The organism is Streptomyces marincola (genome assembly GCF_020410765.1).
GTDB lineage: Bacteria > Actinomycetota > Actinomycetes > Streptomycetales > Streptomycetaceae > Streptomyces > Streptomyces marincola.
In genome coordinates this window covers 3,925,001-3,947,435 of sequence record NZ_CP084541.1, presented here as the reverse complement: position 1 = coordinate 3,947,435, position 22,435 = coordinate 3,925,001, and the positions used below count along the sequence as shown (strand labels likewise).

Below are 22,435 nucleotides of genomic sequence, written 5' to 3'. Positions count from 1 at the left end.
CGCCGCCGGTGCCCGGTGCCCAAGCCCCGGTGCCCGGTTCCCGCCCGGGCCCGTGCCCGGTTCAGTCGCCGGCGCCGCCGAGCAGGACGCGCACCCGGTCCGCGCCGACCGCGAGCAGCAGCGTCGGCAGCCGCGGCCCGGTGTCCCGGCCGACGAGCAGCCGGTACAGCAGCGCGAAGAACGCGCGCTGCGCCGCCTTGAGCTCCGGCGTGGGCTTGGCGTCGGGCGGCAGCCCCGCCCGCATCTTCGGCACCCCGTACACGAGCGTCGTCAGCCCGTCGAGCGACCAGTGGTCCGCGAGGCCGTCGAGCAGCAGCCGCAGCGACGCGCGTTCCTCGGGCCCGAGCGAGGCCAGCAGGTCCGCGTCGGGCGCGGTCCGCACCTGGGTGCGCTGCTCGGGCGGCAGGTGCGCGCTCACCCAGTGGGCCGCGCGGTCAAGGCGCGGCCGGGTCTGGTCGAGGGAGCGCACCGGGTGCTCCGGGTCGAGGTCGGTCAGGATGCGGAGCGTCTGCTCCTCGTCCCCGGTCGTGACGTCCACCACGGAGGCCAGCGTCCGGAACGGCAACGGCCGCGGTGTGACGGGCAGTTCACCAGCCGCGGTGCCGACGGCCCTGGTGTGGGCCGCGAGGTCGGCCGGCTGCGCGGTGCCCTCGGCGACCCGGCGGCCCAGCGCGTCCCACTCGTCGTAGGTCCGCTGGAGCTCGCCGTCGAAGGCGATCTTGAACGACTGGTTCGGCCGGCGCCGCGCGTACAGCCAGCGCAGCACCGGGGCCTCCATGATCTCCAGCGCGTCCGCCGCCGTCGGCACGCCGCCCTTCGAGCTGGACATCTTCGCCATGCCGCTGATCCCGACGAACGCGTACATCGGGCCGATCGGCCGCGTGCCCCCGAAGATCTCGGACACCAGCTGCCCGCCCACGACCCACGAGGAGCCCGGGGAGTGGTGGTCGACGCCCGCGGGCTCGAAGATCACGCCCTCGTACGCCCAGCGCATCGGCCAGTCGACCTTCCACACCAGCTTGCCCCGGTCGTGCTCGGACAGCTTGACCGTTTCGCCGTGGCCGCACGCGCACGTGTAGGCGAGTTCGGTCGTGTCGTCGTCGTACGCGGTCACCGTCGTCAGGTCGCGTTCGCACACCGAGCAGTACGGCTTGTACGGGTAGTACCCGGCGCCGCCCGCGCTGCCGTCGTCCTCCACGGCCGCGCCCGAGCCCTCGACGGCGGCCCGTTCGGCCTCGTCGGCCAGCTCCTGCGGGTCGGGGGCCTGGGCCGCCTGCTTCGTGCGGTACCGGCCGAGCACGGCGTCGATGCGGCGCCGCTCGCGCATCGCGAACAGGATCTGCTCGCGGTAGGCCCCCGCGGTGTACTGCGCGGTCTGGCTGATCGACCGCACCTCGATGCCCAGTTCGCCGAGGGCGGCGAGCAGGGGCGCCTTGAAGTGCTCGGCCCAGGTGGCGTGCGGGCTGCCGGGGGGCGCGGGCACCGAGGTGAGCGGCTTGCCGATGTGCTCGCTCCACGACGGGTCGATGCCGGCGGGCACCTTGCGGAACCGGTCGTAGTCGTCCCAGGACAGCAGGTGTTCGCAGGGGATGCCGCGCCGCTTGATCTCGTCGGCCACGAGGTGGGGGACCATGATCTCGCGCAGGTTGCCCAGGTGGATCGGCCCGGACGGGCTGATCCCCGAGGCGCACACGACGGGTTTGCCGGGGGCGCGACGCTCCGCCTCGGCGATGACCTCGTCCGCGAGTCGGGAGACCCAGTCGGTTTCCGGGCTGGTAGGAGCCACTGTTCGGCACTTCCTTCGGGTGTTGGCTGACGGGTGCCATTGTCCCACCCGTCGCACGGCCCACGGCACCGGATGAACGCCCACCGGCGCCGGCGCGCCGGGACCCGCGCCCGCGGCCCGCGCGCGCCCGGACGGCGCGCGTGGCGCGTTCCCGCCCGTACCGTGCCGGGGTCGTGCGCGCGCGGCGCGCGAGGCCGACAGGACCCGGGCCACTCGGCCCCCACGATTCCCTCTTTCCGCGCACATGACACACGCGCCGGACGCGCGCCGCGCACCCCGCCCGCACCCCGGGTCCACACGCCGGTCCCGTGTTCGCATGCAATTTCCGGCCCGTTCCGCATCCCGCCACCCGCGCCGCGCGGCCGGGCCCGCGAACGGCCGTCCGCGCGCCGCCGGGGCGGCCGGCACGGCTTCCCGCCTGCCCGCAGGGGTTCCTGGCGCCGGGGGCCGACCCCGGCGAGCGGGGCACGGACGGGCCGCCCCTACCGCGACAGCCACGTTTCCACCACACACCACGCTATGACGTTTACATGACAAACAGATGTCAACCCAGAATGCGCCCTTGCCGGTTTCCTCTGCTTCGGCGAACCTTTCGTGCTGACGGCTTGTGAGATGTCATGAGCACATCGCATGTCCCGTCCCCCGCTCAACGCACCACCAATGAGCCACTTCTGAGGAGGACCCCTCAATGGCAGTGATGCGTCACCCCCGCTCCGTCGCCACGGCGACCGCCGCCGTCCTCGCCCTGGGCATCGGCGTCGCCCTGCCGGCCTCGGCGGCCGACACGGACGACGGCTTCGACGTCCGCGCGCTGATAGCCAACGCCGACGCGCCCGGCACGATCGACAACAGCTACATCGTGCGCCTGCACGAGACGGCGCTCGACGCCGGCTCCGAGCGCGCCGAGGACCTGGCGGAACGTTACGGCGCCCAGGTCACCGACACGTTCGAGCTGACCCTCAACGGCTACGCCATCTCCGCGACCGAGGACGAGGCCGCGGCCCTCGCGGCCCACCCTGCCGTCTCCGAGGTCGTGCAGAACGAGACCGTCGAGATCGCCGCCACGCAGTCCAACCCGCCCTCCTGGGGTCTGGACCGCATCGACCAGCCCAGCCTGCCCCTGAACAACTCCTTCACCTACCCCGACCACGGCGGCGCCGGCGTCACCGTCTACGTCGTCGACACCGGAATCCGGTACTCGCACGTCGACTTCGAGGGCCGCGCGTCGTTCGGCTTCGACGCCTTCGGCGGCAACGGCAACGACGGCAACGGCCACGGCACGCACGTCGCGGGCACCGCGGCGGGCGCGTCGTACGGCGTCGCCAAGGACGCCTCGCTGGTGTCCGTCAAGGTCCTCAACGACGCGGGCTCGGGCACCACCGCGTCCGTCGCCGGCGGCGTCGAGTGGGTCACGGCCAACGCCGACGGCCCCTCGGTCGCGAACCTCAGCCTCGGTGGCGGCGCCAACACCACCATCGACGCGGCCGTCCGCGCCTCCGTCGCCTCGGGCGTGACCTACGCCGTGGCCGCGGGCAACAGCTACGGCGCCAACGCGGGCAACTACTCCCCGGCCCGGGTGGCCGAGGCCATCACCGTCGCGTCGAGCACGAGCACCGACGCCAGGTCGTCGTTCTCCAACATCGGTTCGGTCGTGGACATCTACGCGCCCGGCACCAGCATCACCTCGGCCTGGAGCACCAGCAACACCGCGACGAACACCATCTCCGGCACCTCCATGGCCTCCCCGCACGTGGCGGGCGCGGCCGCGCTCCACCTCGCCGAGAACCCCTCGGCGTCGCCCGCGGCCGTCCGCAACGCGCTCGTGGCCGACTCCGTCCCGGTCGTCACCAACGCGGGCAGCGGCACCACGAACCGCCTGCTCCAGATCGGCTGACCCACCCCGCGTCCGCGACCCCGCGTCGCGCGCGGAACGGCAGGCCCACGGCGCTCCCGCAGCCGTGGGCCTGCCCCGCGTCCGCGACACCCGGGGCTCCGCCGCTACGGGAGCGCGAGGGCGCGCGCCAGCGCACGCGCCGCCGCGCGCCGGCAGGCGTTCCCCGTGCCGCGCTCGCGCGTCGGGTGCACGCGGTTCGTCAGCAGCACGAGCAGCGCGCCGTTCGCGGGGTCGGCGACCAGGCTGGTACCGGTGAACCCGGTGTGCCCGAACGCGGTCGGCGAGGCGAGCGGCCCCATCCAGTCCGGCTGGTCCAGCTGCCAGCCCAGCCCGCGCGCCGCCCCGGGCCCGAGGCCCGCGTTGTGGTCGGTCAGCATCAGGCGCGCCCACTCCGCTCCGAGCAGGCGCGTGCCGCCGTACCGGCCGCCGCCCAGCATCGCCTGCCCGAGCACCGCGAGGTCCCGCGCGGTCGAGAAGATCCCGGCGTGCCCGGCGACACCGCCCAGGTGGAACGCGTTCTCGTCGTGCACGGTGCCGCGCACGATCCCGCGCCCGGTCCACGGCTGGAACTCGGTGGCCGCGATCCGCGGCACGCTCGCCCGTCCGGGCAGGTAGCCGGTGTCGGCCAGCCCGAGCGGCCCGGTGACCAGGTCGGCCACCAGCCGGTCGAGCGGCAGTCCCGCCGCCGCCTCGGCCGCCGCGCCGACCGCGATCAGCCCCAGGTCGGAGTACAGGTAGCGGCCCCGCGGTCCGACCGGGCACGCCGCGACGGCGGCGAGCCGCTCCGCGCGCCCCCCGTACGGCCCGAGGTCGGTCTCCGGCGCGAGGCCGCCGGTGTGCGTGAGCAGGGCGCGCGGCGGAACGGGCGGGAAGCCGGGGAGCGCGCGCGACACGGGCGCGTCCAGGTCCAGCACGCCGCGCTCGGCGAGCGCGACGGCGACGAGCGCCGTGAACACCTTCGTCAGCGACGCCACGTCGAACACGGTGTCCGGCGTCATCGGCACCCGTTCCGCCTCGGGCAGCGGAACGGGCCGGCCCTCGTGCTCCCCGTAGGCCACCGCCCAGCCGCCCGCGGCGTGTTCGAGGATCTCGCCGTCCCGCGCGCCGAGCACCACGAACCCGGCCGCGACCGGCTCGGGGCCGGCCAGGAACGGCTCGACCGCGTCCGCGAGGCCCACTCCCCCGCCGGCGCCCGGCCGCAGCACGGGCGCCGGGCCGGGCTCGTTCACGCCCCGGGCCGGGCGCCGGGCGCCGGCTCCCTGTGCACCTTGCTGTTGGACGCCTGGGCGCGCGGGCGCAGCACCAGCAGGTCGACGTTCACGTGCGGCGGCCTGGTGACCGCCCACGCGATGGTGTCCGCGACGTCCTCCGCGGTCAGCGGCTCGGCCACGCCCTCGTACACGCGCGCCGCCCGCTCCTCGTCGCCGCGGAAGCGCACCAGCGAGAACTCGTCGGTGCGCACCATGCCGGGCGCGATCTCGATGACGCGCACCGGCCGGTCGACGATTTCGAGGCGCAGCGTCTGCGCCACCGCGTGCACGCCGTGCTTGGCCGCCACGTACCCGCCGCCGCCCTCGTACACGCCGAGGCCGGCCGTCGAGGACACCACGAGCACGGTTCCCGCGCCCGACGCCTCAAGCGCGGGCAGCAGGGCCTGGGTCATGTGCAGCACGCCGAGCACGTTCACCTCGTACATGGCGCGCCAGTCGGCCGGGTCCGCCTCCGCGACCGGCTCCATGCCGAGCGCGCCGCCGGCGTTGTTGACCAGCACGTCGCACCGGTCGAGGCCGGCCGCGAACGCGTCGACCGCCGCCCGGTCGGTCACATCCAGCGTGCGGGCCTCGGCGGCGTGGCCGGCCCGCGTCAGCTCGTCCGCGAGCGCGTCGACCCGGTCGGTCCTGCGGGCGGCGAGCACCACGCGGAACCCCGCGGCGGCCAGCCGCCGCGCGGTCGCGGCCCCGATGCCGCTGCCGGCCCCGGTGATGACGGCGGTGGGGGTGGACACGTGCGCCTCCTGACGTCGGTGGACCGCGGGCTCCGCGGCGTTCGGCCCTCTCGTGGCACCACCATGATGACCGGACCCCCGTTCGGGCGGCGCGGCGCCCCGGTCGCGTCGCGCGGGCCCGGACGGGCCCGCGCGGGCACCCCGCGCGGCGGGAACGCGCCCGGCCCGGTCAGCCGGCGGCGGCCCGCAGCCGCCGCGCGTGCTCGGTCGCCCAGTAGGTGAGGACCAGGCCGGCCCCGGCCCGCACGAACGCCGTCAGCGTCTCGTCGATCGCCCGCTCCCGGTCGATCCAGCCGCGTTCCGCCGCCGCCTCGACCATCGCGTACTCGCCGGAGATCTGGTAGGCGGCCACGGGAACGGGGGACGCGTCGGCGACCGCCCGCAGGATGTCCAGGTAGGGCAGGCCCGGCTTGACCATCACCAGGTCGGCGCCCTCCGCGACGTCGAGTTCCAGCTCGCGCAGCGCCTCGCGGGCGTTCGGCGGGTCCTGCTGGTACGTCCTGCGGTCGCCCTTCAGCGAGGAGTTCACCGCCTCGCGGAACGGCCCGTAGAACGCGGACGCGTACTTCGCCGTGTACGCCATGAGCGCCACGTCCTGGTGGCCCGCCGCGTCCAGGGCCCGGCGCACGTGGCCGACCTGGCCGTCCATCATGCCGCTCGGGCCGAGCACGTGGGCGCCCGCCTCGGCCTGCACCACGGCCATCTCGGCGTACCGCTCCAGCGTCGCGTCGTTGTCCACCCGGCCGGCCGCGTCGAGCACGCCGCAGTGACCGTGGTCGGTGACCTCGTCGAGGCACAGGTCGGCCATCACGACCAGCGCGTCGCCCACCTCCTCGCGCACCGCGCGCAGCCCGCGCTGGAGGATGCCGTCCGGGTCGGTGCCGGGCGAGCCGACCGCGTCCTTCTTCGCCTCGTCCGGCACCCCGAACAGCATGATGCCGCTGACGCCCGCGTCCGCCGCCTCGGCCGCCGCCTCGCGCAGCGAGTCGACCGAGTGCTGGACCACCCCCGGCATGGAGCCGATCGGCACCGGCTCGTCGACGTCCTCGCGGACGAACGCCGGCAGGATCAGGTTCGCGGGGTGCAGCCGGTGCTCCGCGACCATGCGCCGCATCGCCGGCGTGGTCCGCAGCCGCCTCGGCCGGACCTGGGGAAAGCTCATGGCGTTCGCGTCCTCCTGCGCTGCGGCCTCTTCTCGCTCGGCCGCTTCAGTACCTCACCGGCCTCAAGGGCCGCCTGCCGCCTGCGCGCGCCGAACTCCGCCAGCGCCTCGGCCAGCCGGTGCACCGAGGGCTCGGGGGACATCACGTCGACCCGCAGGCCGTGCTCCTCCGCCGTCCGCGCGGTGGCCGGGCCGATGCAGGCGATCACCGTGACGTTGTGCGGCTTGCCCGCGATGCCCACCAGGTTCCGCACGGTGCTCGACGAGGTGAAGAGCACCGCGTCGAACCCGCCGCCCTTGATCGCCTCACGGGTCGCCGCCGGCGGCGGCGAGGCGCGCACGGTCCGGTACGCGGTGACGTCGTCGACCTCCCAGCCCAGCTCGACCAGGCCCGCGACCAGCGTCTCGGTCGCGATGTCGGCGCGCGGCAGGAACACCCGGTCGATCGGGTCGAACACCGGGTCGTACGGGGGCCAGTCCTCAAGCAGCCCGGCCGCCGACTGCTCGCCGCTGGGCACCAGGTCGGGGCGCACCCCGAAGCGCAGCAGCGCGCGGGCGGTCTGCTCACCGACGGCGGCGACCTTTATCCCGGCGAACGCCCGCGCGTCGAGGCCGTACTCCTCGAACTTCTCGCGGATCGCGCGCACCGCGTTGACCGAGGTGAACGCGATCCACTCGTAGCGGCCCGTGACCAGGCCCTTGACGGCCCGGTCCATCTGCTGCGGCGTGCGCGGCGGCTCGACGGCGATCGTCGGCACCTCGCTCGGCACCGCGCCGTAGGACCGCAACTGGTCGGAGAGCGACGCCGCCTGCTCCTTCGTGCGCGGCACCAGCACCTTCCAGCCGAACAGCGGCTTGGACTCGAACCACGCCAACTGCTCGCGCTGCGCCGGCGCGCTGCGTTCCCCGACGACGGCTATCACCGGCCGGTCGCCCTCCGCGGAGGGCAGCACCTTGGCGGACTTCAGGGCCCGCTCCACCGTGCCGAGCGTCGCGGACCACGTGCGCTGCCGCGTGGTGGTCCCGGCGACGGTCACCGACAGCGGCGTGTCCGGCTTGCGGCCCGCGGCGATCAGCCGGGTCGCGGTCACGGCCACGGACTCCAGGGTCGTGGACACCACGGCCGTCGCGTCGCTCGCGCCGACCTCGGTCCAGCAACGGTCGTCAGCGGTCAGCCCGTTGACGAACCGCACGTCCCCGCCCTCCGGGTCGCGCAGCGGAACGCCCGCGTAGGCGGCCACGCCGACGGCCTGCGCGATGCCGGGGACCACCTCGAACGTGATGCCCTCGGCCGCGAGCGCCAGCATGTCGGCGGTGGCGTCGGTGTCCATGCCGGGGTCGCCCGCGACGGCACGGACCACCCGCTTGCCGCCCCGCGCGGCCCGCATGACAAGATCGGCCACATCGCCGGTTCCGCAGGGCTCCGGTTCCCCCCCGTCCGCGGCGGAGCCGGGCGCGTCGCCGTCGTCCGCGCCCTGGAGCGGGGTGTGGGTGCCCGGCTTGACGTGCCCGCGCACCACTTCGAACGCCTCGGCGTCGGCGATCAGGACATCGGCCTGCGCCAGTACGTCGACTGCGCGCAACGTCAGCAGACCCGGATCGCCGGGTCCGGCACCGAGGAAGGTGACGTGCCCGTGAGCGGTCCCGGTCGGCTGCGCGGCGTCGCCGGACGGCTGTGCGCGGGCGGCGTGCGTGGTATCTGCGGTGGTGGGGCTCAATGTGCTCGCTCCCCCATAAGACCGGCCGCGCCCTTGGCGAGCATCTCTTCGGCGAGCTCGCGGCCGATGGCCGCCGCCTCGTCGGCGGACCCCGGGGCGGGGCCGGTGGTGGACAGCTGCACCAGCGTGGAACCGTCGGTTGTGCCGACGGCGCCGCACAGGCGCATTTCGGTGACGTCCCGCTCGGCCGAGAGGTCGGCGAGGGCGCCCACCGGGGCGCTGCAACCGGCCTCAAGAGCGGCGAGCAGGGTGCGTTCGGCGGTCACGGCGACCCGGGTGTGGGGGTCGTCGAGGCCGCCGAGCGCGGCGGCGAGGTCCGCGTTCGACGCGGCGCACTCGATCGCCAGTGCCCCCTGGCCGGGGGCGGGCAGCATGAGGTCGGGCGCGAGGAGTTCGGTGATCTCCCCCTGCCGCCCGAGCCGGTGGAGCCCCGCGGAGGCGAGCACCACGGCGTCCAGTTCACCGGAACGGACGTACCCGATGCGGGTGTCGACGTTCCCGCGGATCGGGACCGTCTCGATCTCGCAGCCGAGCGCGCGGGCCCAGGCGTTCAGCTGCGCCATGCGGCGCGGCGAACCCGTGCCGACGCGCGCCCGCCCGCCGGCCACCGCGAGGCGCTCGAACGTCAGCCCGTCGCGCGCGACCAGGGCGTCCCTCGGATCGGCGCGCCGGGGCACGGCGGCGAGGGCCAGCGTGTCCGGCTGCGAGGTCGGCAGGTCCTTCAGGGAGTGCACGGCGAAGTCCACCTCGCCGGCGAGCAGCGCGTCGCGCAGGGCCGAGACGAACACCCCGGTGCCGCCGATCTGTGCCAGCGCCTCCCGTGAGACGTCCCCGTAGGTGGTGATCTCCACCAGCTCGACCGGGCGCCCCGTCAACCGGGTGACCTGCTCGGCGACGCCCCTTGACTGCGCCATGGCGAGCAGGCTGCGCCGCGTTCCGAGCCGCAGGGCCTTCATGACCGCTCCTGTTCCGGGTTGCGGACGGCGGCGACCGTCCTGTGATCGAGGTCGAACAGCTGCCGGAGTGCGGCGGCGTACTGGTCGCCGCCCGGCTCCCCCGCCAGCTCCTTGACGCGCACGGTCGGCGCGTGCAGCAACTTGTCCACGACGCGGCGCACGGTCCTGGTGATCTCGCCGCGCTCCTTGTCACCGAGTTCGGGCAGCCGGCCGTGCAGCCTGGTCAGCTCGGCGGCGACCACGTCGGAGGCCATGGCCCGCAGCGCGACGACGGTCGGCGTGATGTGCGCGGCGCGGCGCGCGGCGCACAGGGCCGCCGCCTCGTCCGCGACGATCCGGCGCACCGCGTCCACGTCGGCGGCCATCGGCGCGTCGGCGGACGCGTCGGCGAGCGATTCGATGTCGACCAGCGTGACCCCGGGCAGCCCGTGCACGGCGGCGTCCACGTCCCTCGGCATGGCGAGGTCGAGGATGGCCAGGTCGCCGCGGTCGCGCTCGCCCCGCGCGTGCGCCACCGCCTCTGCGGTCAGGACCAGGCCGGAGGCGCCGGTGCAGGACACCACGACGTCGGCGAGCGCCAGCTCGGCCGCGACGGAGATCGCGTTGATCGGAACGGCCCGCGCCTTGAGGCCGTCCTGGCCGAGCGCGGCGGCGAGCCGTTCCGCGCGCTCCAGCGTCCGGTTGGCGATCACCAGTTCGGCCACACCGGTGCGGGCGAGGGTCGTCGCGGCGAGCGAGGACATCGAACCCGCGCCGATGACCAGGGCGCGCGCGCCGCGCAGCCGGCCCGGCACGTCGCCGCCCGGCGCGAGCTGCTGGAGGCCGAACGTGACCAGCGACTGCCCGGCCCGGTCGATGCCGGTCTCGCTGTGGGCGCGCTTGCCGACCCGCAGCGCCTGCTGGAACAGCTCGTTCAGCAGGCGGCCCGCGGTCTGCTCGTCCTGCGCGTGCGCCAGCGCGGACTTGATCTGCCCGAGGATCTGGCCCTCTCCGACCACCATCGAGTCGAGGCCGCAGGCCACGCCGAACAGGTGGGTGACGGCCCGCTCCTCGTAGTGCACGTACAGGTAGGGCTGCAACTCCTCAAGCGGAACGCCGCTGTGCCGGGCGAGCAGGCCGGACAGCTGCGAGACCCCGCTGTGGAACCGGTCGGCCTCGGCGTACAGCTCGATCCGGTTGCACGTGGAGAGCACCGCGGCCTCGGCCACGGCGGCGCCCTCGACGACGGCGCTCGCCGTGCCGACGGCGTCCCGCAGCAGCTTGCCGCGCGCGTCCTCGGGCAGCGCGGCCCGCTCCAGCAAGCTGACCGGCGCGCTGCGGTGGCTGAGCCCGATCACGAGCAGAGTCATGCCGGCATCACCACCGGGAGGTCGCCGTCGGGGTCCTGGCCGCGGCGCGCCGCACCCGGCTCGGGCGCGGGCAGGCCGGGGGCGGCCAGGCCGGGCGCGGGCTCCGCGGTCAGCTCCTCGGCCGCCTTGCGCTGCTCGTGGAACGCGAGGATCTGCAACTCGATGGACAGGTCGACCTTGCGCACGTCCACACCGTCGGGAACGGTCAGCACGGTGGGCGCGAAGTTCAGGATGGAGGTGACGCCGGCGGCGACGAGGCGGTCGCACACCTGCTGCGCGGCTCCGCCCGGCGTCGTGATGACGCCGATCGAGACGCCGTTGGTGTCGATGATGGCCTCCAGCTCGTCCACGTGCTGCACGGCCATGCCGGCGACCTGCTTCCCGGTCATGGAGGAGTCGGCGTCGATCAGGGCGGCGACGCGGAAGCCGCGCGAGGCGAACCCGCCGTAGTTGGCGAGCGCGGCACCGAGGTTGCCGATGCCGACGATGACGACGGGCCAGTCCTGGGTGAGGCCCAGTTCGCGGGAGATCTGGTAGACGAGGTATTCCACGTCGTAGCCGACGCCGCGCGTGCCGTAGCTGCCCAGGTAGGAGAAGTCCTTGCGCAGCTTCGCCGAGTTCACGCCGGCCGCCCCGGCCAGTTCCTCCGAGGAGACCGTGGGCACCGAGCGCTCGGAGAGCGCCGTCAGCGCCCGCAGGTACAGCGGAAGCCGGGCGACGGTCGCCTCGGGAATGCCACGGCTACGGTTCGCCGGTCGGTGGTTTCGGCCAGTTGCCACGGTGCTCCTGCCGGTCGGGCCAAGCGGAGGGCGGGTGTGCACGGCGCGTGCGCCGGGACCGCTCCGTCGCGCCCAGGCTATGTCTTTGTGAACGCGTGCACAAAGATGGTGTCCGTTTTGCCCGCCCAAAGTGACCGGAGCCACATGTGACGACAAGGACACCCGGTCACACTCCTCACGTATGCCTCCCGCGCCGCGAACCCGGGCGGACGCCCGTGCGGCAACCCGGGCGGAACCCGGGAAAAACCGCAGGAAAAGCGACTGCGCATCGTAGCCCGAACCGGGTCACGCGCCCAAGGCCCGGCGCAGCCGATCGGGGTCGACGCGCCAGAAGTCGTGCTGCTCCCCGTCCACCAGGACCACCGGGATCTGCTCCCAGTACCTGCGGTGCAGCTCCTCGTCCCTGGTGATGTCCTTCTCCTCCCACGCCGCGCCGGTCCGCTCGCACACCTCGGCGACCACGCGGCGCGCGTCGTCGCACAGGTGGCAGCCCGGCTTGCCGATCAGGGTGACGAGGCGTTCGTGGGGCGGACGCGCGGGAGCGCGCGCCGGGGTTCTGCGGGACAGGCGGGGCAACAGGGTCATGGTGCCCATTGTGCCGCCCCCCGCCACCCGGGTGTCATGCCCGCGCAACCGGAATCACCGCAGGCACTGGCTATGCTCGGGGACATGGCCAGGCCACGCCTTTCCGCGTCCGACCCGCCCCCGGCCGAGGCCCGCCGGAGCTGGTTCACGCCCCGCAAGCGGGTGCGCACCAAGCGCAGCGAGCTGGCCGGGCAGGCGTCGGCGCAGGCCGCGCGCGAGACCGCGGAGCCGGTCTTCCCCGCGCCCGGGGACCCGAAGGCCGCGGCGTTCTTCGACCTGGACAACACCGTGATGCAGGGCGCGGCGATCTTCCACCTGGGCCGCGGCCTGTACAAGCGGAAGTTCTTCCGCAAGCGCGAGCTGGCGAAGTTCGCCTGGCAGCAGGCGTACTTCAGGCTGGCCGGCGCCGAGAACGCGGGGCACATGGCGGACGCGCGGGACAGCGCGCTCTCGATCGTCGCCGGGCACCGCGCCGCCGAGCTGATGGAGATCGGCGAGGAGATCTACGACGAGTACATGGCGGGGCGCATCTGGCCGGGCACGCGGGCGCTCGCCCAGGCGCACCTCGACGCCGGGCAGCGGGTCTGGCTGGTCACCGCCGCGCCCGTCGAGACGGCCACGATCATCGCCCGGCGGCTCGGCCTGACCGGCGCGCTCGGCACGGTCGCCGAGTCCGTCGGCGGCGTCTACACGGGCCGGCTCGTCGGGGAACCGCTGCACGGCCCGGCGAAGGCGGCGGCCGTGCAGGCGCTCGCCGAGGCCGAGGACCTGGACCTCGAACGCTGCGCCGCCTACAGCGACTCGGCCAACGACATCCCGCTGCTGTCGCTCGTCGGATATCCGTACGCGATCAATCCCGACCGCAGGCTGCGCGCACACGCGCGCGAAATGGGCTGGCGGTTGCGCGACTACAGGACCGGCCGCAAAGCGGTGCGCGTCGGGGTGCCCGCTGCGGCCGGCGCGGGCGCCGTCGCAGGTGGCGCGGTGGCCGCACTGGCGATCCAACGGCGCCGCAGGTAACCGGGACCGGCCGCGTTCCGCCTCCGCACCCTCGTGCGAACGATCAAACTCGGTCACCGCTTTGGCAAATCAGATCATTATGCGATCAACCTTGCCATGGCGTATGCGTGGCGCACCGGACACAAACGGTAACACTGCAAACCGAATCGGCGATTTTCGCAACTAGGCGTAGCGCTCTCAGCACGAAGGGTTATTCTCCTCAGACGCATGTGACGGAACCGCCACTGCACGTGTTGAAGCTCTGCCTCTGGGAGTCCCGTGTACCCACACGTCGGGGTTGACGCCTCGGGCCTGGCTACGCTGCGCACATCGGTCATCGACCGGCTGCGCGCCCTCGTCCCCACCGCGTACGCCGTCCCCACCCTCGCCGCACCTGTCCCCGCAGGCCCCGCCTACACCCTGGCCGACGGCACCGCCGGCACCGTCACCGCGGGCAGACGCGCCCGGTCCGGTGCCGCGGGCACCTCCGCGGCCAGGCCCGCGGCACCCAGCGACAGCCGCCGCATGATGGACCTGGTCGAGCGGGCGCAGGCCGGCGAGGCGGAGGCGTTCGGCTGCCTCTACGACCACTACTCCGACACCGTCTACCGGTACATCTACTACCGCGTCGGCGGTCGCGCGACCGCCGAGGACCTCACCAGCGAGACCTTCCTGCGCGCCCTGCGGCGCATCGGCACGTTCACCTGGCAGGGGCGGGACTTCGGGGCGTGGCTGGTCACCATCGCGCGCAACCTGGTGGCCGATCACTTCAAGTCCAGCCGCTTCCGCCTCGAAGTCACCACGGGCGAGATGCTGGACGCCAACGAGGTGGAGCGCAGCCCCGAGGAGTCCGTTCTCGAATCACTCGCCAACTCGGCCCTCCTCGACGCCGTTCGCAAGCTCAACCCCCAACAGCAGGAATGCGTCACGCTCCGGTTCCTCCAGGGTCTGTCCGTCGCGGAGACCGCCCGCGTCATGGGGAAGAACGAGGGGGCGATCAAGACGTTGCAGTACCGCGCGGTACGGACCCTCGCCCGGCTGCTTCCCGACGACGCGCGGTGACCGGCGCGCCGCGCACGCCAGGTGACCACCCGCCGCCAATCAGTCACATAATCTGCCAGCCGTAACCCGAGTGCGTCTCCGCTCGTTGTCGGGTTCGCAGGCTCTCTACGACCAGGTTCCGCGCAGGTCCCCCGCCACTCGATCGGGTGTACCTGGGCGGCACCAGAAACTTCTGTCCGCAGTGGGGAGTCCTTCGTGTGACGAGAGGAGGTGCCGCCCGTGATCGGATCCGTATCGGCGAGCCGCCGGGCCAACGCCTTCGCCCATCTCCTCGACGAGTCGCGGCCCGACCGGCCGCGGCCCGCCGACGAGGAGACGGCGGTGGGCCCGACCGGGGCCGGGGGCGAGCAGGCCGCCCTGCTGTCGGTCGTGGACAGGCTGGCGTCCGTGCCGCGCCCCGAGCTGACGGCCGAGACCAAGTCCGCGCAGCGCGCCCTGCTCGTCGCCGCGATGGCGGCTGCGAGCGAGTCGGCCGCCTCCCCGGCGGACGCAGTCGGCGCCCGGGGCGCGGCCGGGGGTGCCACCCAGGAGACGCCGGCCCCCGCGCCGGCCGGCACGCCCCCCGGGCCGCGCACGCGGGGCGCGGACCCGGTGCCCGGGCAGCGCCGCGCGCGGGGCGCGAGCGGCACGCACCGCGCCGTCCGGGGCAGCGGCTTCGCCCGGCTCAGGCCCAGGACCCGGCTCACCAAGGGACTCGCCGCCGGCGGCCTGACCATGGGCGTCGCGGCGGGCGCGTTCGGCGGTGTCGCGGCGGCGAGCACCGACGCGCTCCCCGGCGACACCCTCTACGGGCTCAAGCGCGGCATGGAGGACCTGCGGCTCGACTTCACCAGCGGTGACGCCGACCGCGGCCGGGTCTACCTCGACCACGCCTCCACCCGGCTGAACGAGGCGAGGCGGCTGCTCGACCGCGGCCGGTCCGGCGACCTCGACCACGAGGACCTCGACGCCATCCGCCGCGCCCTGGCCAGCATGCGGGACGACGCCGCCGAGGGGCACCGGCTGCTCAGCCGGGCCTACCAGGCGGACGGCTCCATCGACCCGATGCAGTCGCTGTCCGCGTTCTCGGAGAGCCACCGCGTCACCTGGGCCGAGGTCCGCAGCCAACTGCCCGTGCAGCTGCGGGACGTCGGCGACGACGTCAGCGACGTCTTCGACGCGATGGACCAGGAGACCGCGCCCCTCCAGCGGCTGTTCCCGCAGGACCCGCGGGAGGCCACATCGGCCGAGGCACCGCCGGGACCCGCGGCCCGCCCGCCCTCGGCCCCGGAGCCGCCCGCCCCGGCCGGCCCCTCCGCCGGGGACGACACGCGCGACGGCCAGGGCACACCCGAGGGCGAGACGCCGCGCCCCGAGGAGACCGAGGGGGAACGCCGCGGTCTGCTCGACGGCCCGGGGCTCCTCGATCCCGCGCTGCCCGCTCCCGACGCCACCGACGACCGTTCGCCGGCCGGCCCCTCCGCCTCCGACGACCCGCTGCCCGAGCCCGACATCACCATCCCGCCCCTCGTCGACGACCTGCTCCCCGGCCTCGGACTCGACGTCGACCGGGACCGCTGACCGCGACCCACCGCCCGGACGCGTGCCGCACCCGGCACACGCGGAGCCACGGCCGAACCGGCCGGGCTCGCACACCGCGGACCGGTACGGCAACGGCCCGGCGTTGCCGTACTCCCGCCCGCGAGAAAGTTCCTAGAAGAACACGGACCGCCGGGCCACCAGCAGCTTGTACAGCGTGTGCTGGATCGTCTCCCGGACCTGGTCCGTCAGCTGGAACATCAGCATCGGATCCTCCGCCGCCTCCGGCGGGTGCCCCGCGGTCTCGATCGGCTCGCCCAGCTGGATCGTCCACTTCGTCGGCAGCGGCACCGCGCCCAGCGGGCCCAGCCAGGGGAACGTGGGCGTGACGGGGAAGTACGGGAGGTTCAGCAGGCGCGCCATCACCCGCGAGTTCCCCAGCATCGGGTGTATCTCCTCGGCGCCGACGATCGAGCACGGCACGATCGGCACCCCCGCACGCAACGCCGTGGCGACGAACCCGCCGCGCCCGAAGCGCTGGAGCTTGTACCGCTCGGCGAACGGCTTCCCCAGCCCCTTGAAGCCCTCGGGCATCACCCCGACGAGCTCACCGCGTTCGAGCAGTTCCTGGGCGTCCTCGGCGCACGCGAGCGTGTGCCCCGCCTTCCGGGCCAGCTCGTTGACCACCGGCAGCTGGAACACCAAGTCGGCCGCGAGCAGCCGCAGGTGCCGGTCGGCCGGGTGGTGGTCGCGCACGGCGACCTGGAGCATCAGGCCGTCCCACGGCAGCGTGCCCGAGTGGTTGGCGACCAGGAGCGCGCCGCCCTCGGCCGGCACGTGCTCCATGCCCCGGACCTCGACCCGGAAGTACCGCTCGAACACCGGCCGCAGCACCGTCAGCAGGACCTCGTCCGTCAGCTCGGCGTCGTAGCCGAAGTCGTCGACCTCGTACTCACCGGTGAGGCGGCGCCGCAGGAACGCGAACGTGCGCGCGAGCGCCCGGTCGAGCCCGTCGCCCGCGCCGCTCGCCCCCGGCGGCGGGGGCGGCGCCGGCGGCGGCTCGCCGGGCGCACCGCCCGGCACCTCGCCCCGGCCGCGGCCCCGCCGGCCGCCGTCACCGATCGGAATGACTTTCGCGTCAGCCACGGCGCAGCACCTCCTCGATCCGGTCGACAGCCGCGGCGACGCCTTCCGGCCGCAGCGGGCCGGGGCCGTGCACCGCCGCGAACGCGGCGAACGTCTCCGCCGTCGTGTACGCCAGGGGACCGCCCATGGCCTCCCGGAGCCGCGCCGTGCGCACCACCCGGCCGTGCACGAGCGACGTGAGCTGCTCGGCCGAGACGCCCCGCAAGCCCAGCGCGCCGAAGGCCGACCCGACCCACGGCGCGAACGGCCGCGCGACGGGCAGCGTCGGCCGCCCGAGCCGCCGCGCCGCCTGCGAGAGCAGCAGCACCCCGTCACCCGCCACGTTGTAGACGCCGGGGCCGATGGCGTCCGGCCCGCCCGGCTCCCGCACGGCGCGGGCCAGCACGTCCAGCACGTCGTCCTCGTGGACGAACTGGAGCCTGGGGTCGTAACCGAGCACCGTCGGCAGCACCGGCAGCCGGAAGTACGCGGCCAGCCGCGAGTCCGCCGCGGGACCGAGGACGTGCGCGCAGCGCAGCACGGTCACCCGGACATCGGGGCAGCGCCTGGCGAAGCCCCTGACATAGCCCTCGAACTCGACGACATCCTGGGGGAACCCGCCGCCCGCGGGCGCCCGCAGCCGGGTCGTCTCGGTGAACACCGCCGGGTCACGGGCGGCCGTTCCGTAGATCTGCGTGCTCGACTTGACGACGACGGCACGCAGCCCCGGCACCTTCTGGCAGGCGCCGAGCAGCTGGAGCGTGCCCAGCACGTTGACTTCCTTGACCGCGGCGCGGCCACCGCCGCCGGGCCCCGGCGTGCCGTGCACGTCCAGGTGCACCACCGTGTCGACGGCGTGCTCGGCGAGCACCGTCACGATCGACGGCTGCCTGATGTCGGCGCGCACGAACTCCGCACCGCCCAACGGATGCGCGGGCGACCGGCTGTCCACGCCGATGACGCGGTCGACGCCGGGGTCTGCGCGCAGGTGCCGGACGAAGCGCCCGCTGAGCTGCCGGGCCGCACCGGTCACCAGCACGGTCTTGCCCACGACCCTCCCCTGACGACGCGCAGGCCCTCCCGCCCGAAATCGGGGCGGGAGGGCCGATCAGCGACGCTCGCTCACTTCTTGTTGCGGCGCTGGACGCGGGTGCGCTTGAGCAACTTGCGGTGCTTCTTCTTCGCCATCCGCTTGCGCCGCTTTTTGATCACAGAGCCCACGACTACCCTCGCTCACTTCGCTTACTCGGTGCGGGGCGTCCGAGCCCACACGACCTACATGGGGCCCAGCCTACCGGTCACCGGGTGATACGGGTTAATCGAGGGTCGAACGACGGGCCCGGCCGTCCGTCAAGCGCTTTCGACGCCCACGAACGACTCCCGGAGGTACTCATGAACGGCCTGCTCGGGAACCCGGAAGGACCTTCCCACCCGGATCGCGGGCAGATGACCGGCGTGCACCAGGCGGTACACAGTCATCTTGGAGACTCGCATCACCGCGGCGACCTCCGCCACGGTCAGGAACTTGGCCTCGCTCAGAAGCCTTTCACCAGCAGCCATGTCACACCTGACCTTCCGCACATGTCGGACACCGGCTTCCCCTCCGGTGACTCCCTCTCGCATGTGCGCTCCTCCCCAGATTAGGTGCGGGTGATGCGAGTGGGGAAGAGGTGCCTCAACCGGCCTTTTTCAGCGAGCTCGGCCTTACCGTGACGAAGAAGCCCGATTGAGCACATAGCGTGTGACGGGCGGGAGTTGGCGGACGGCGCCGCGGCGTTCACGTCCGGCAACCGTCAACGGGACTCTGCCCGCGCCGCCCCGCGCGGACACCGGGGCCGCCCCGCGTCGGCGGCGTGACCGTCCGGAACCTGCCTGACCTGCGTCGGTGACGACGGAACGCCCCGCGGGGCCGCGCGTTCCACCGGGCGTCCCCCGGTCCCCGACGGCCCGCGTGACGGCGCGGCTGATGGCGTGTGAGAATCCTGTCGCGGGCGCGCCCGCCGCGCACCGGCCGCCCCCGCGCCATCCGGTGCCGCGCCGGCCGGCACCCGCATGTGACGTAGGCGGAATCGGGTCGTTATGTCGATACATCCCCCATCCGTCCTGCTGAGCCGGGTACCGATCGCCGCCTGGCCCTGCCCGGTCGGTGTGGCGTAGGCGCCAGGCGTTCGACGCCGGTGCCCGGGGCGGAGCAGGTCAGGGCAGCAGCCCGTGCAGCGGGTACACCGCACGCCGGGTCGCGATGACCGCTTGGTCGGCCGCGTCGGCCGGGTCGTAGCCGTCCGCCCAGGCACGCCACCGCGGCTCCCTGCCGTCCGTCATCCGCCACGGGCCGCCGGCCCTGGTCAGCGCGTGGACGGTGTGCCGCCAGGCGTCGGGCACGTGCGTCTCCGGGGCGACGGGGGCGTGTGCCGCCGTCGCGACCAGGTGCGTCCAGCTGCGCGGCACGACATCCGCGACGGCGTAGCCGCCACCGCCGAGCGCGAGCCACCGGCCTCCGGCGTGTTCGTGGGCCCACGTGTGGCACGTCTCCATGGCCGCGCGCTGCGCGTCGAGACTGAGCGCGAGGTGCGCCAGGGGGTCCTCGACGTGGGTGTCCGCGCCGTGCTGGGTCACCAGGACCTGGGGGCGGAAGGCCGAGAGCAGTTCGGGCACGACGGCGTGCAGGGCCCGCAACCACGCCTCGTCCGCCGTGCCCGCGGGCAGCGCGACGTTGGCCGCGCAGCCGGGGGCGTCGGGGCCGCCGGTCTCCTCGGGGCGCCCGGTGCCGGGGAAGAGCGTCCTCGGGTGCTCGTGCAGCGAGACGGTGAGGACGCGCGGGTCGTTCCAGAACGCGTCCTGGACCCCGTCCCCGTGATGCACGTCGGTGTCGAGGTACGCGACGCGCTCGGCACCGAGTTCGAGGAGGTGCGCGATGGCCAGCGCGGCGTCGTTGTAGACGCAGAAGCCGGACGCGCGGGCCGGCATCGCGTGGTGCAGCCCGCCGGCGAAGTTGACGGCGTGCGGGGTGACGCCGCGCCAGACGTCTTCCGCGGCGGCCACGGACTGGCCGGCGATGAGCGCCGACACCTCGTGCATGCCGGCGAACGCCGGGGTGTCGGCCGTGCCGAGCCCGGCCCGCGCGTCCGCCTCGGCGGGGGCCCGGGAGGCGTGCCGGACGGCGGCGATGTAGTCGGGGTGGTGGACGAGGCGGAGCGTGTCCTCCCCCGCGGCGGGGGCGGCCACGACGTCCACGCGCTCGTCGAGGCCGAGTGCTTCGACGAGCCTCATCGTCAGGGTCAGCCGCACCGGGTCCATGGGGTGCCCGGGGCCGAAGTCGTAGCGCGTGACGCCTTCGTCCCACATCAGCCGTGCCGCAACGCTCATGAGGTCACGGTAGCGGATATGACTGTGGGCCCTGTAGGAAGGACGTATTCCTCCCAACAGGGCCCACACATCAAATAATTGTCCGGCGGCGTCCTACTCTCCCACACGGTCCCCCATGCAGTACCATCGGCGCTGGAGGGCTTAGCTTCCGGGTTCGGAATGTAACCGGGCGTTTCCCCTCCGCCATGACCACCGGAACCCTGAAAGGGCACCAGCCGCCGGCCGAGAATTCACAGTGGACGCGAGCATCTGAGGACAAGCCCTCGGCCTATTAGTACCGGTCAACTCCACCTGTCACCAGGCTTCCATCTCCGGCCTATCAACCCTGTCGTCTCCAGGGAGCCTTACCCCATCAAGTGGGTGGGAGTCCTCATCTCGAAGCAGGCTTCCCGCTTAGATGCTTTCAGCGGTTATCCCTCCCGAACGTAGCCAACCAGCCATGCCCTTGGCAGAACAACTGGCACACCAGAGGTTCGTCCGTCCCGGTCCTCTCGTACTAGGGACAGCCCTTCTCAAGACTCCAACGCGCACAGCGGATAGGGACCGAACTGTCTCACGACGTTCTAAACCCAGCTCGCGTACCGCTTTAATGGGCGAACAGCCCAACCCTTGGGACCAACTCCAGCCCCAGGATGCGACGAGCCGACATCGAGGTGCCAAACCATCCCGTCGATACGGACTCTTGGGGAAGATCAGCCTGTTATCCCCGGGGTACCTTTTATCCGATGAGCGACGGCGCTCCCACAAGCCACCGCCGGATCACTAGTCCCTGCTTTCGCACCTGCTCGACCCGCCAGTCTCACAGTCAAGCTCCCTTGTGCACTTACACTCACCACCTGATAACCAACCAGGCTGAGGGAACCTTTGGGCGCCTCCGTTACTCTTTAGGAGGCAACCGCCCCAGTTAAACTACCCACCAGACACTGTCCCCGATCCGGATCACGGACCCAGGTTAGACATCCAGCACGATCAGAGTGGTATTTCAACAACGACTCCACCCAGGCTGGCGCCCGAGCTTCACAGTCTCCCACCTATCCTACACAAACCGAACCGAACACCAATATCAAGCTATAGTAAAGGTCCCGGGGTCTTTCCGTCCTGCTGCGCGAAACGAGCATCTTTACTCGTACTGCAATTTCACCGGGCCTATGGTTGAGACAGCCGAGAAGTCGTTACGCCATTCGTGCAGGTCGGAACTTACCCGACAAGGAATTTCGCTACCTTAGGATGGTTATAGTTACCACCGCCGTTTACTGGCGCTTAAGTTCCCAGCTTCGCCATCCCGAAAGACAGCTAACCAGTCCCCTTAACGTTCCAGCACCGGGCAGGCGTCAGTCCGTATACATCGCCTTACAGCTTCGCACGGACCTGTGTTTTTAGTAAACAGTCGCTTCTCGCTGGTCTCTGCGGCCACCCCCAGCTCCAGGCGTAAAGCCCATCACCAGAAGCGGCCCCCCTTCTCCCGAAGTTACGGGGGCAATTTGCCGAGTTCCTTAACCATAGTTCACCCGAACGCCTCGGTATACTCTACCTGACTACCTGAGTCGGTTTCGGGTACGGGCCACCATGAAACATCGCTAGAGGCTTTTCTCGACAGCATAGGATCGTCCACTTCACCACAATCGGCTCGGCATCAGGTCTCACCCTCATGTCGCACGGATTTACCTGCACGACGGGCCACACCCTTACCCCGGGACAACCACCGCCCGGGCTGGACTACCTTCCTGCGTCACCCCATCACTCACCTACTACCCCCTCGGGTCACCGGCTCCACCACTCCCAGAAGTGTCAAAGACACCACCAGGCGGCTTCACGGGCTTAGCATCAGAAGATTCAGCGCTTGCGCTCCACGGCGGGTACCGGAATATCAACCGGTTGTCCATCGACTACGCCTGTCGGCCTCGCCTTAGGTCCCGACTTACCCTGGGCAGATCAGCTTGACCCAGGAACCCTTAGTCAATCGGCGCACACGTTTCCCACGTGTGAATCGCTACTCATGCCTGCATTCTCACTCGTGAACCGTCCACAACACGCTTCCGCGGCTGCTTCACCCAGCACACGACGCTCCCCTACCCACCACACACAAGGTGCGGCGACACGACTTCGGCGGTGTACTTGAGCCCCGCTACAT

Annotated in this window: 18 protein-coding genes and 2 rRNA genes (1 of these 20 only partly in view); 4 read left to right on the top strand and 16 right to left on the bottom strand. The window is 72.7% G+C overall.

Translation table 11 applies throughout. The features are described 5' to 3' along the window. Nucleotides 1–61 precede the first annotated feature (61 nt). Nucleotides 62–1,786, bottom strand: a complete 1,725-nt coding sequence (gene lysS / locus LC193_RS17295) for a lysine--tRNA ligase (RefSeq protein WP_226075245.1) — start codon at nt 1,784–1,786, stop codon at nt 62–64. Between the two features lie 688 nt (nt 1,787–2,474). On the opposite strand from lysS, the gene LC193_RS17290 reads away from it, so the two are divergent. Then, a complete protein-coding gene (locus LC193_RS17290; protein WP_404819431.1) occupies nt 2,475–3,680 on the top strand; it encodes a S8 family peptidase in 1,206 nt (401 codons plus the stop codon). Nucleotides 3,681–3,784: 104 nt separating this feature from the next. On the opposite strand, the gene LC193_RS17285 is transcribed toward LC193_RS17290, so the two are convergent. The 8 genes from LC193_RS17285 to LC193_RS17250 form a co-directional block, all read right to left on the bottom strand. Then, a complete protein-coding gene (locus LC193_RS17285; protein ID WP_226075243.1) occupies nt 3,785–4,909 on the bottom strand; it encodes a serine hydrolase domain-containing protein in 1,125 nt (374 codons plus the stop codon). Next, a complete protein-coding gene (locus tag LC193_RS17280; protein ID WP_226075241.1) occupies nt 4,906–5,685 on the bottom strand; it encodes an SDR family NAD(P)-dependent oxidoreductase in 780 nt (259 codons plus the stop codon). The genes LC193_RS17285 and LC193_RS17280 overlap by 4 nt, the downstream gene beginning before the upstream one ends. A 169-nt stretch (nt 5,686–5,854) precedes the next feature. Next, a complete protein-coding gene (hemB, locus tag LC193_RS17275; RefSeq protein WP_226075239.1) occupies nt 5,855–6,847 on the bottom strand; it encodes a porphobilinogen synthase in 993 nt (330 codons plus the stop codon). Continuing rightward, on the bottom strand, nt 6,844–8,565 hold the full coding sequence (locus LC193_RS17270) for a bifunctional uroporphyrinogen-III C-methyltransferase/uroporphyrinogen-III synthase (protein ID WP_226075238.1): 1,722 nt from the start codon (nt 8,563–8,565) through the stop codon (nt 6,844–6,846). The genes hemB and LC193_RS17270 overlap by 4 nt, the downstream gene beginning before the upstream one ends. Then, nucleotides 8,562–9,521 carry a hydroxymethylbilane synthase gene (gene hemC, locus LC193_RS17265; protein WP_226075237.1) on the bottom strand — a complete coding sequence of 320 codons (960 nt, stop codon included), beginning with the start codon at nt 9,519–9,521 and terminating at the stop codon, nt 8,562–8,564. The genes LC193_RS17270 and hemC overlap by 4 nt, the downstream gene beginning before the upstream one ends. Beyond that, nucleotides 9,518–10,870: a glutamyl-tRNA reductase gene (locus LC193_RS17260; RefSeq protein ID WP_226075236.1), complete on the bottom strand. Its 1,353-nt coding sequence runs from the start codon at nt 10,868–10,870 to the stop codon at nt 9,518–9,520. The genes hemC and LC193_RS17260 overlap by 4 nt, the downstream gene beginning before the upstream one ends. Then, nucleotides 10,867–11,649, bottom strand: a complete 783-nt coding sequence (locus LC193_RS17255) for a redox-sensing transcriptional repressor Rex (RefSeq protein ID WP_226075235.1) — start codon at nt 11,647–11,649, stop codon at nt 10,867–10,869. Before LC193_RS17255 ends, LC193_RS17260 begins: the two co-directional genes overlap by 4 nt. A 285-nt stretch (nt 11,650–11,934) precedes the next feature. After that, nucleotides 11,935–12,234: a glutaredoxin family protein gene (locus tag LC193_RS17250; protein WP_086162134.1), complete on the bottom strand. Its 300-nt coding sequence runs from the start codon at nt 12,232–12,234 to the stop codon at nt 11,935–11,937. An 84-nt stretch (nt 12,235–12,318) separates the two neighbouring features. On the opposite strand from LC193_RS17250, the gene LC193_RS17245 reads away from it, so the two are divergent. The 3 genes from LC193_RS17245 to LC193_RS17235 all read left to right on the top strand — a co-directional run bounded on the left by LC193_RS17245 (nt 12,319) and on the right by LC193_RS17235 (nt 15,855). Next, nucleotides 12,319–13,254, top strand: a complete 936-nt coding sequence (locus LC193_RS17245; protein WP_226075234.1) for an HAD family hydrolase — start codon at nt 12,319–12,321, stop codon at nt 13,252–13,254. A 258-nt stretch (nt 13,255–13,512) separates the two neighbouring features. Further along, a complete protein-coding gene (locus LC193_RS17240; RefSeq protein WP_086159171.1) occupies nt 13,513–14,295 on the top strand; it encodes an ECF subfamily RNA polymerase sigma factor, BldN family in 783 nt (260 codons plus the stop codon). A 219-nt stretch (nt 14,296–14,514) separates the two neighbouring features. Next, a complete protein-coding gene (locus tag LC193_RS17235; protein WP_226075232.1) occupies nt 14,515–15,855 on the top strand; it encodes a DUF5667 domain-containing protein in 1,341 nt (446 codons plus the stop codon). Between the two features lie 132 nt (nt 15,856–15,987). On the opposite strand, the gene LC193_RS17230 is transcribed toward LC193_RS17235, so the two are convergent. The 7 genes from LC193_RS17230 to LC193_RS17200 form a co-directional block, all read right to left on the bottom strand. Further along, entirely contained in the window at nt 15,988–16,959 is a 972-nt protein-coding gene (locus LC193_RS17230) for a lysophospholipid acyltransferase family protein (RefSeq protein WP_226075230.1), read from the bottom strand. Continuing rightward, nucleotides 16,952–17,989 carry an NAD-dependent epimerase/dehydratase family protein gene (locus LC193_RS17225; RefSeq protein WP_226075228.1) on the bottom strand — a complete coding sequence of 346 codons (1,038 nt, stop codon included), beginning with the start codon at nt 17,987–17,989 and terminating at the stop codon, nt 16,952–16,954. The genes LC193_RS17230 and LC193_RS17225 overlap by 8 nt, the downstream gene beginning before the upstream one ends. Before the next feature lie 71 nt (nt 17,990–18,060). Next, nucleotides 18,061–18,150: a 30S ribosomal protein bS22 gene (locus LC193_RS17220; protein ID WP_438363660.1), complete on the bottom strand. Its 90-nt coding sequence runs from the start codon at nt 18,148–18,150 to the stop codon at nt 18,061–18,063. Between the two features lie 138 nt (nt 18,151–18,288). Then, complete coding sequence (locus tag LC193_RS17215) at nt 18,289–18,498, bottom strand: helix-turn-helix domain-containing protein (RefSeq protein WP_019431885.1); 210 nt, start codon at nt 18,496–18,498, stop codon at nt 18,289–18,291. A gap of 636 nt (nt 18,499–19,134) precedes the next feature. Then, entirely contained in the window at nt 19,135–20,304 is a 1,170-nt protein-coding gene (locus LC193_RS17210) for an acetoin utilization protein AcuC (protein ID WP_226075226.1), read from the bottom strand. An 80-nt stretch (nt 20,305–20,384) separates the two neighbouring features. Beyond that, nucleotides 20,385–20,501, bottom strand: a 5S ribosomal RNA gene (gene rrf, locus LC193_RS17205). Between the two features lie 54 nt (nt 20,502–20,555). Then, nucleotides 20,556–22,435 (bottom strand): 23S ribosomal RNA (locus LC193_RS17200) (it continues 1,233 nt past the right edge of the window).

Excerpts from the sequence above, each read along its gene's own strand:
- LC193_RS17290 (WP_404819431.1), top strand. The coding sequence starts at position 2,475 with ATGGCAGTGATGCGTCACCCCCGCTCCGTCGCCACGGCGACCGCCGCC.
- hemB (WP_226075239.1), bottom strand. The coding sequence starts at position 6,847 with ATGAGCTTTCCCCAGGTCCGGCCGAGGCGGCTGCGGACCACGCCGGCG.
- hemC (WP_226075237.1), bottom strand. The coding sequence starts at position 9,521 with ATGAAGGCCCTGCGGCTCGGAACGCGGCGCAGCCTGCTCGCCATGGCG.
- LC193_RS17260 (WP_226075236.1), bottom strand. The coding sequence starts at position 10,870 with ATGACTCTGCTCGTGATCGGGCTCAGCCACCGCAGCGCGCCGGTCAGC.
- LC193_RS17250 (WP_086162134.1), bottom strand. The coding sequence starts at position 12,234 with ATGACCCTGTTGCCCCGCCTGTCCCGCAGAACCCCGGCGCGCGCTCCC.
- LC193_RS17245 (WP_226075234.1), top strand. The coding sequence starts at position 12,319 with ATGGCCAGGCCACGCCTTTCCGCGTCCGACCCGCCCCCGGCCGAGGCC.
- LC193_RS17215 (WP_019431885.1), bottom strand. The coding sequence starts at position 18,498 with ATGGCTGCTGGTGAAAGGCTTCTGAGCGAGGCCAAGTTCCTGACCGTG.
- LC193_RS17210 (WP_226075226.1), bottom strand. The coding sequence starts at position 20,304 with ATGAGCGTTGCGGCACGGCTGATGTGGGACGAAGGCGTCACGCGCTAC.